Source organism: Streptococcus pseudopneumoniae, from assembly GCF_001068775.1.
GTDB lineage: Bacteria > Bacillota > Bacilli > Lactobacillales > Streptococcaceae > Streptococcus > Streptococcus pseudopneumoniae_N.
In genome coordinates this window covers 20,821-27,172 of record NZ_JWAJ01000070.1, presented here as the reverse complement: position 1 = coordinate 27,172, position 6,352 = coordinate 20,821, and the positions used below count along the sequence as shown (strand labels likewise).

The window sequence follows — 6,352 nt, the reverse complement described above, 5'->3', positions numbered from 1 at the left end:
ACTTAATTTCTAGAAGTTCTTTTAGAATCCGTAGTGTACTATTCTAGATTCAACCAACTATAATAAAGAATTCCTAAAATCAAAATTTTTTGTCCCGACCTCTTTAATTATCCCCAAAAGCTATCTTCTTTAGCTTGATCTGAAGAGAAGAGCCAAACTTCTTTGATTTTTCCGTCTTCAATACGGAAGAGGTCAATTCCGTTCATATTGAGTTCAGTACCATCAGCCCGTGTTCCAAGAAAAGTAACATTAGCTGCGACAAAATCCTTATTATCAGAAACCCAATTTGTTATCACCTTAAAGGTTCCATTAGTTTTCTCAGCAAATGTAGCTAGGTGAGGTCCTAGTTGGTCCTTACCAACAACTGTACCAGATATACTATGAGTACCAGGTTGATTCCAGACAATATCGTCTGCCATCGTTTCAAAGACACCAGGAAAGTCCCCAGCAATTAAAGCTTGGTTATAAGTATTGAAAATTTCTAAGTTTGTTGACATATATATTCTCCATTTCTTTTTTATGATATAATTGTAACAGTTACAAACAAAAAAACAAGTAGACACTTTTTTGATAGCTAGTATGAAAAGTAGTACTTTTATTGATACTAAAAGATAAATTTTTTAAAAAAATAGAAAGAAGATATTTTATGACAAATAAAGTGAGTGAGTATGGTATTTGTCCATTTGCGACAACGCAGAGGGTTTTAACAGGGAAATGGGCACTGGTAATCATTTATCAGTTGAGTACGGGTACTAAACGATTTAAAGAATTGCAGAGATTATTGCCTGGGATTACTCAAACTATTTTGACACGTCATCTCCGTCAATTAGAAAAGGATAAGATTGTTCAACGAAAGGTCTATGCGGAAGTTCCCCCACGAGTTGAGTACAGCTTAACCGAAATGGGGCAGGAATTCAAAGTTGTTTTAGATGCTGTCGAGAAATGGGGTCTAGATTATATCAAGTTGCTAGAAATGTAGAGGTATTGACCATGTATCAAAAGTTACTTAGAAAAATAGCAGAAGAAAAACCGAGCTATCGTCAAGAAGAAATCCTGTGGTTGCTTGAGCACTTAGGGGATACTAGTCCAGAGATTCGCGATGAATTGGTTTTTACTAGTCTGGCTAGGGGGATTCAAGAAGAGTTATTTACCAAGGAGCAATTTCAGTTGATTGCTGCTATGATTGTTTCTGATGGTGGCCTAGATAAAGAGATTGATAAGGCAGGAGCTTCAACGCTTGAACGTTCTTTTAGGGCCCTTATTTATGCCAATCTCTTATCTGCCGATGGCAATGAACAGTCTCTTTTTTATCAAGTGCTTAAAACTGATATCAGAAATACGATGCTCGATCAAGGTTTGCACTACCTTGAAAAAGAAGAGGATACGACAGGTTTTTCAAGTCAATATGGTTGGGTGCATGCTTTTGCTCATGGAGCTGATCTTTTGACTGAAGTTGTTTGTCATCCAGACTTTCCTAAAAACAGAGTTCATGAAGTATTTGACATACTTGGCCAACTATTTAAAAGAATTTCGATTCGATTTATAGATGATGAGGAATGGCACTTAGCCAGAGTGCTTTACGAACCTATTTTGCAAGGAAAGGTGGAGCAAGCGACACTGGCTTCTTGGATAAAGTCACTTGATTTCCCGATAGAAGAGAGGGAAGATTTTTATAAATTTTCCAATTTCAGATCCTGTCTCTTAGAAGTCTATGTTCAACTTGACCAGAGAAATAGTTTACAAGATGACTTGAAAGAAGCTATTCAATCTTTCCAATATTAGATTTTGATTATTAAATGTGAAAACTTACACAATATTTCCAAGCACATTTCTTAAAACCCTTTCCTTCTTCTGATAGACTAATACATAGTTTGAAAAAAGGAGATTTAACATGAAAAAATTTGTTGCTGAATTAATCGGTACTTTTATGCTTGTGTTCATCGGAACAGGAGCTGTTGTTTTTGGAAATGGTCTTGATGGCCTTGGTCACCTTGGAATCGCCTTTGCCTTCGGTTTGGCCATCGTGGTGGCTGCTTACTCAATCGGAACTGTTTCAGGTGCTCACTTGAACCCAGCGGTTTCGATTGCTATGTTTGTAAACAAACGTTTGTCATCTTCAGAACTTGTAAACTACATCCTTGGACAAGTAGTTGGAGCTTTCCTTGCGTCAGCTGCTGTATTCTTCCTTTTGTCTAACTCAGGAATGTCAACTGCTAGCCTTGGTGAAAACGCCTTGGCAAACGGTGTCACTGTCTTTGGTGGTTTCTTGTTTGAAGTTATCGCAACTTTCTTGTTTGTCTTGGTTATCATGACCGTGACTTCAGAAAGTAAGGGAAATGGAGCGATTGCTGGTTTGGTAATTGGTTTGTCCTTGATGGTCATGATCCTTGTTGGCTTGAACATTACTGGCCTTTCAGTAAACCCAGCTCGTAGCTTGGCACCAGCTGTCTTTGTAGGTGGCGCAGCTCTTCAACAAGTATGGATTTTTATCTTTGCACCAATCGTTGGTGGTATTCTTGCAGCACTGGTTGCAAAAAATTTCCTTGAAACAGAAGAATAATTGAAACTCAAAAAGCCTTGCTCCTCGTTTTGAGGAACAGGGCTTTTTCTTATCTGTTTATACTCAATGAAAATCAAAGAGCAAACTAATAAACTATCCGCAGGTTGCTCAATATATTACTTTGAGGTTGTGGATAGAACTGACGAAGTCAGTAACCATACCTACGGCAAGGCGACGTTGACGAAGTTTGAAGAGATTTTCGAAGAGTATTATCGGTTGTCAATTTTCTCTGGATAAAGGTCGTGTTGGAAGAGGCGTTGTTCTGCCAAGCCTTCATACTTGGTTCCAGGTCTACCGTAGTTGTAGTAAGGGTCGATTGAAATGCCACCGCGAGGTGTAAATTTTCCCCAGACTTCTAAATAGCGAGGGTCTAGCAAGTTGACCAAGTCTTTCCCGATAGTGTTGATACAGTTTTCATGAAAATCCCCATGGTTTCGGTAGCTAAAGAGGTAGAGTTTGAGGGATTTTGACTCGACACAGAGCTTGTCAGGAATGTAGGAAATATAGATAGTTGCAAAGTCTGGCTGAGCAGTGATTGGGCAAAGTGAGGTAAATTCAGGACAGTTAAATTTGATGAAATAGTCATTTTCCACATGACGATTGTCAAAGGATTCCAGGACTTCTGGTTGATATTCGAAAATGTAGTTGGTTTCTTTGTTGCCTAGTAGGCTTAGATTTTTCATTTCTTCTTGTTGTGACATAATTTTTTCTTTCTAATTTAAACACCACGTTGGTTGTCGTAGAGGAGGGTATGGAGTTGTGGAAGGACGCGAACATTGCCCCAGCTATCATCAGCAGCGACACGCTCCCAGAGTTCTTTGAGGCGGTCTAGTTGGTCTTGGACAATATTGCCTGTAGCCTTGGGCTCAGGATTTCCAGCTGATAAGAAGAGAACATCTGGTTGGTAGCGTTCTTGAATGCCTTTGGCAAAGGCTAGGTCTGCATCATCAAAGACAGGGATTTTAAAGGTGACCTTGTCTGGATCTAGTTGAGAAACGATAAAGTCCAAGGTCTCAAAGTTGACTTCCATCTTGGATGAAGGAGGCTTGGGACTCAGAGTCACCTGGTCGATGTCTTTTAACCAATGTTGCCAGCGGGAGCCTTGGGTTTCAACAGCCAGAGTAACACCACGTTCCTTGAGCTTGGTGACGAGTTCGGCCATGTTGGCTGCTAGGATAGCAGGATTTCCCCCAGACAAGGTTACATAGTCGTAGCTTCCTAGTTTGTCTAACTCAGCGATCACTTCATCAGCTGTCATGCGAGTAGGCTTCTCAGAACCATCCCAAGTAAAGGCAGAATCGCACCAATCGCAGTGGTAGTCGCAACCAGCAGTGCGGACAAACATGGTTTTCTGGCCAATAGCACGACCTTCACCTTGAAAGGTTGGGCCAAAAATTTCCAGAACTGGTAGTTTGAAGACACGTTCCCTAGTCATCTAACCACTCCCGTCTAAACTCCGCAAAGGCAGTCGGAGTCTCATAGAGACGAACATATTCCAAACGGAGACCGCGCTCGTCTGGCAACTCTTGGCTCATGGTTTGGAAAATCCAGTAAACCATATTTTCAGCAGTCGTATTCATGTAGGGCAGGGTTTCATTGAGATAGCGATGATCCAAGCGGGGTTCTAAGTAGTCCTTGTAGATTTGTTTGATATCCCCAAAATCGTAGGTCATGCCACGTTTATCTAAAAATCCACTGACAGCGATCTGCAGATGATAGGTATGGCCGTGCAGGGATTTGCATTTCCCCTCATAGTGAAAGAGGTGGTGGGCAGCATCAAAGGTAAATTCTTTTGAGACTAAGGTTCTGTGAGGATTGTAGACAAGGGACTCCCCAGTTTCTCGTTTGATTTCTTTGGGGGCAAAAAACATCAGGCCTCTCCTTTCTGAGAGAGATAAACCTCTAAACCATGTTGGCGTAGATGGCAGGCAGGACAATCTCCACAACCAGTACCAGTAATCCCATTGTAGCAGGTCAAGGTCTTTTCACGAACATAGTCAAAGGCACCGAGTTGGTCGGCTAATTCCCAAGTTTCAGCCTTGTCTAGCCACATGAGAGGCGTTTGGATCACAAAGTCGTAATCCATAGCAAGGTTGAGGGTCACATTGAGCGATTTGACAAAGACATCACGACAGTCAGGATAACCTGAGAAGTCTGTTTCACATACTCCTGTCACAATATCCGTAATTCCACGCTGCTTGGCAAGGACTGCAGCAAAGGACAGAAAGAGGTGATTGCGACCGTCAACGAAGGTATTAGGCACCTCTCCTTCTTTTTGCTCAATTTCTAGATCTGAAGTCAAGGCATTTTCAGTGATTTGTCCTAGCAGAGACATATCTAGGATATGATGACGAATTCCTTGTTCCTCAGCGATTTCTCTGGCAACTTGAATTTCGAGATGGTGGCGTTGGCCATAGGCAAAGGTAACGGCTTCGACCCTTTCATAATGTTCTTTAGCCCAGAAAAGGCAGGTTGTTGAATCTTGACCGCCACTAAAGACGACCAAGGCTGATTGACGTTTCATAGTACTCCTTCCAAAATGGGAAATGTTCAGAGCACGCAAAAAGCTCCCTATAGGGAGCTAAAAAATACCAAGTAGAGGTTTTTTTTAGCGATGGCATGTCCCAAACATCGTGATATTCTAGTTACAGTCTAGCATATTTTTTGAAAAATGGCAAAGGGCAAGAAAAAAGAGACCAAATGAATGCACTTAGTCTCTCCTTTGATTAGCTTAATTCAGCAACGATTGCCTTGATTTGTTCTGCTGTATGAACACCAGCAACTTGTTTAACCACTTGTCCATCTTTTTTGAAAAGAAGAGTAGGTATAGACATGATACCGAATGAACGAGCTGTGTTTGGGTTTTCATCAACGTCCATTTTAACGATCTTCAAGACATCTTCTGAAAGTTCTTCAGACAATTTGTCCAAGATTGGACCTTGCATACGACATGGACCGCACCAAGTTGCCCAGAAGTCTACCAAGACCAATCCGTCTTTAGTTTCTTGTTCGAATGTTGCGTCTGTAATTGCTTTTGCCATAGTATTTCTCCTTTTTAGTTATATTGGCTTAAATCTTGTTTCATGAGATAGAAGAAAACATCTCCGTAAGTCCCATGGTAGTCCAAATCATGCCCCTTGTAGGTTACTTTTTGGACAGGGTAATAGTCTGCGACACCAATTAGGCAGGCATGTTGAGAACGTTCAAATTCTTCGTATGACTCAAAGGTCATGGTTCTCTCTTGCTTGCTGGCATCAAGATAGGTGATTTCAATCATAGGATTCTCCTTTGCTAAATCATGTTTTCATTTTACTCCTTGAAAAAAGGAATGTCAAGAAAAATGATTGCGCACGCAAGTTTTTTAAAAAATATGTTAGGCTAACCAATTAGCTTTTGTCTCTAAGCTCTCTTCGACAGCTGTTTGTAAATAAGCCAAGGTAGTCTGTCCTTCGCTTGTCAGGCAGATAAAACTAGCTCGCTTGTCCTGGTCGCAGCATCTCCGACTAAGTAAACCGCAGTTTTTTGCTTCTAAGCGAGCCACCATCCGTGAAACAGCACTAGGGCTTAGGTGGAGTTTGTCTGGCAAGTCGATTTGTCGTAGGGATTTGCCTTCAGCCTGATTTAGAAAGTGCAAGAGGTAAAATTCCTTGAGTGTCAAGGTTTGTTCACTCTGCTCAGCGATGGTCTCTTCTAAAATAGCTTCTAGCTCTACTTGCCTACGGTTGAAGTTAAACCATTTTTCTAAGTAAGTCATGTCCATCTCCTTTCCCTCTATAATAGTGTAATCATACT

Annotated in this window: 11 protein-coding genes; 3 read left to right on the top strand and 8 right to left on the bottom strand. The window is 41.1% G+C overall.

Annotated features, from left to right (window positions below; genetic code table 11):
* Window positions 1–107 precede the first annotated feature (107 nt).
* Window positions 108–497, bottom strand: coding sequence for a nuclear transport factor 2 family protein (locus ADF68_RS02575; RefSeq protein ID WP_049548518.1), 390 nt, complete (start codon window positions 495–497; stop codon window positions 108–110).
* A 149-nt stretch (window positions 498–646) separates the two neighbouring features.
* Between ADF68_RS02575 and ADF68_RS02570 the strand changes: the two genes are divergently transcribed.
* The 3 genes from ADF68_RS02570 to ADF68_RS02560 all read left to right on the top strand — a co-directional run bounded on the left by ADF68_RS02570 (window position 647) and on the right by ADF68_RS02560 (window position 2,560).
* Window positions 647–979 (top strand): winged helix-turn-helix transcriptional regulator, encoded by a 333-nt coding sequence (locus tag ADF68_RS02570; protein WP_049548517.1) that lies wholly within the window; start codon window positions 647–649, stop codon window positions 977–979.
* An 11-nt stretch (window positions 980–990) separates the two neighbouring features.
* Window positions 991–1,782, top strand: a complete 792-nt coding sequence (locus ADF68_RS02565) for a DUF2785 domain-containing protein (protein ID WP_049548516.1) — start codon at window positions 991–993, stop codon at window positions 1,780–1,782.
* Between the two features lie 109 nt (window positions 1,783–1,891).
* Complete coding sequence (locus ADF68_RS02560) at window positions 1,892–2,560, top strand: MIP/aquaporin family protein (protein ID WP_049548515.1); 669 nt, start codon at window positions 1,892–1,894, stop codon at window positions 2,558–2,560.
* A 209-nt stretch (window positions 2,561–2,769) separates the two neighbouring features.
* On the opposite strand, the gene queF is transcribed toward ADF68_RS02560, so the two are convergent.
* From queF to ADF68_RS02525, 7 genes are all read right to left on the bottom strand, one after another.
* Complete coding sequence (gene queF / locus ADF68_RS02555; protein ID WP_000082589.1) at window positions 2,770–3,261, bottom strand: preQ(1) synthase; 492 nt, start codon at window positions 3,259–3,261, stop codon at window positions 2,770–2,772.
* A 17-nt stretch (window positions 3,262–3,278) separates the two neighbouring features.
* Complete coding sequence (gene queE, locus ADF68_RS02550) at window positions 3,279–3,995, bottom strand: 7-carboxy-7-deazaguanine synthase QueE (RefSeq protein WP_049548514.1); 717 nt, start codon at window positions 3,993–3,995, stop codon at window positions 3,279–3,281.
* Complete coding sequence (gene queD, locus ADF68_RS02545) at window positions 3,988–4,431, bottom strand: 6-carboxytetrahydropterin synthase QueD (RefSeq protein WP_049548513.1); 444 nt, start codon at window positions 4,429–4,431, stop codon at window positions 3,988–3,990. The genes queE and queD overlap by 8 nt, the downstream gene beginning before the upstream one ends.
* A complete protein-coding gene (gene queC / locus ADF68_RS02540) occupies window positions 4,431–5,084 on the bottom strand; it encodes a 7-cyano-7-deazaguanine synthase QueC (RefSeq protein ID WP_049548512.1) in 654 nt (217 codons plus the stop codon). The genes queD and queC overlap by 1 nt, the downstream gene beginning before the upstream one ends.
* Before the next feature lie 202 nt (window positions 5,085–5,286).
* Window positions 5,287–5,601 (bottom strand): thioredoxin, encoded by a 315-nt coding sequence (gene trxA / locus ADF68_RS02535; RefSeq protein WP_001029584.1) that lies wholly within the window; start codon window positions 5,599–5,601, stop codon window positions 5,287–5,289.
* Window positions 5,602–5,615: 14 nt separating this feature from the next.
* Window positions 5,616–5,837: a DUF4649 family protein gene (locus tag ADF68_RS02530; RefSeq protein ID WP_004250771.1), complete on the bottom strand. Its 222-nt coding sequence runs from the start codon at window positions 5,835–5,837 to the stop codon at window positions 5,616–5,618.
* Window positions 5,838–5,933: 96 nt separating this feature from the next.
* Window positions 5,934–6,314, bottom strand: coding sequence for a MarR family winged helix-turn-helix transcriptional regulator (locus tag ADF68_RS02525; protein ID WP_049548511.1), 381 nt, complete (start codon window positions 6,312–6,314; stop codon window positions 5,934–5,936).
* Window positions 6,315–6,352 lie beyond the last annotated feature (38 nt).

Bases quoted from the DNA above. Each gene is read 5' to 3' on its own strand.
- ADF68_RS02575 (WP_049548518.1), bottom strand. From the start codon at position 497: ATGTCAACAAACTTAGAAATTTTCAATACTTATAACCAAGCTTTAATT.
- ADF68_RS02570 (WP_049548517.1), top strand. From the start codon at position 647: ATGACAAATAAAGTGAGTGAGTATGGTATTTGTCCATTTGCGACAACG.
- ADF68_RS02565 (WP_049548516.1), top strand. From the start codon at position 991: ATGTATCAAAAGTTACTTAGAAAAATAGCAGAAGAAAAACCGAGCTAT.
- ADF68_RS02560 (WP_049548515.1), top strand. From the start codon at position 1,892: ATGAAAAAATTTGTTGCTGAATTAATCGGTACTTTTATGCTTGTGTTC.
- queF (WP_000082589.1), bottom strand. From the start codon at position 3,261: ATGTCACAACAAGAAGAAATGAAAAATCTAAGCCTACTAGGCAACAAA.
- queE (WP_049548514.1), bottom strand. From the start codon at position 3,995: ATGACTAGGGAACGTGTCTTCAAACTACCAGTTCTGGAAATTTTTGGC.
- queD (WP_049548513.1), bottom strand. From the start codon at position 4,431: ATGTTTTTTGCCCCCAAAGAAATCAAACGAGAAACTGGGGAGTCCCTT.
- queC (WP_049548512.1), bottom strand. From the start codon at position 5,084: ATGAAACGTCAATCAGCCTTGGTCGTCTTTAGTGGCGGTCAAGATTCA.
- trxA (WP_001029584.1), bottom strand. From the start codon at position 5,601: ATGGCAAAAGCAATTACAGACGCAACATTCGAACAAGAAACTAAAGAC.
- ADF68_RS02530 (WP_004250771.1), bottom strand. From the start codon at position 5,837: ATGATTGAAATCACCTATCTTGATGCCAGCAAGCAAGAGAGAACCATG.
- ADF68_RS02525 (WP_049548511.1), bottom strand. From the start codon at position 6,314: ATGACTTACTTAGAAAAATGGTTTAACTTCAACCGTAGGCAAGTAGAG.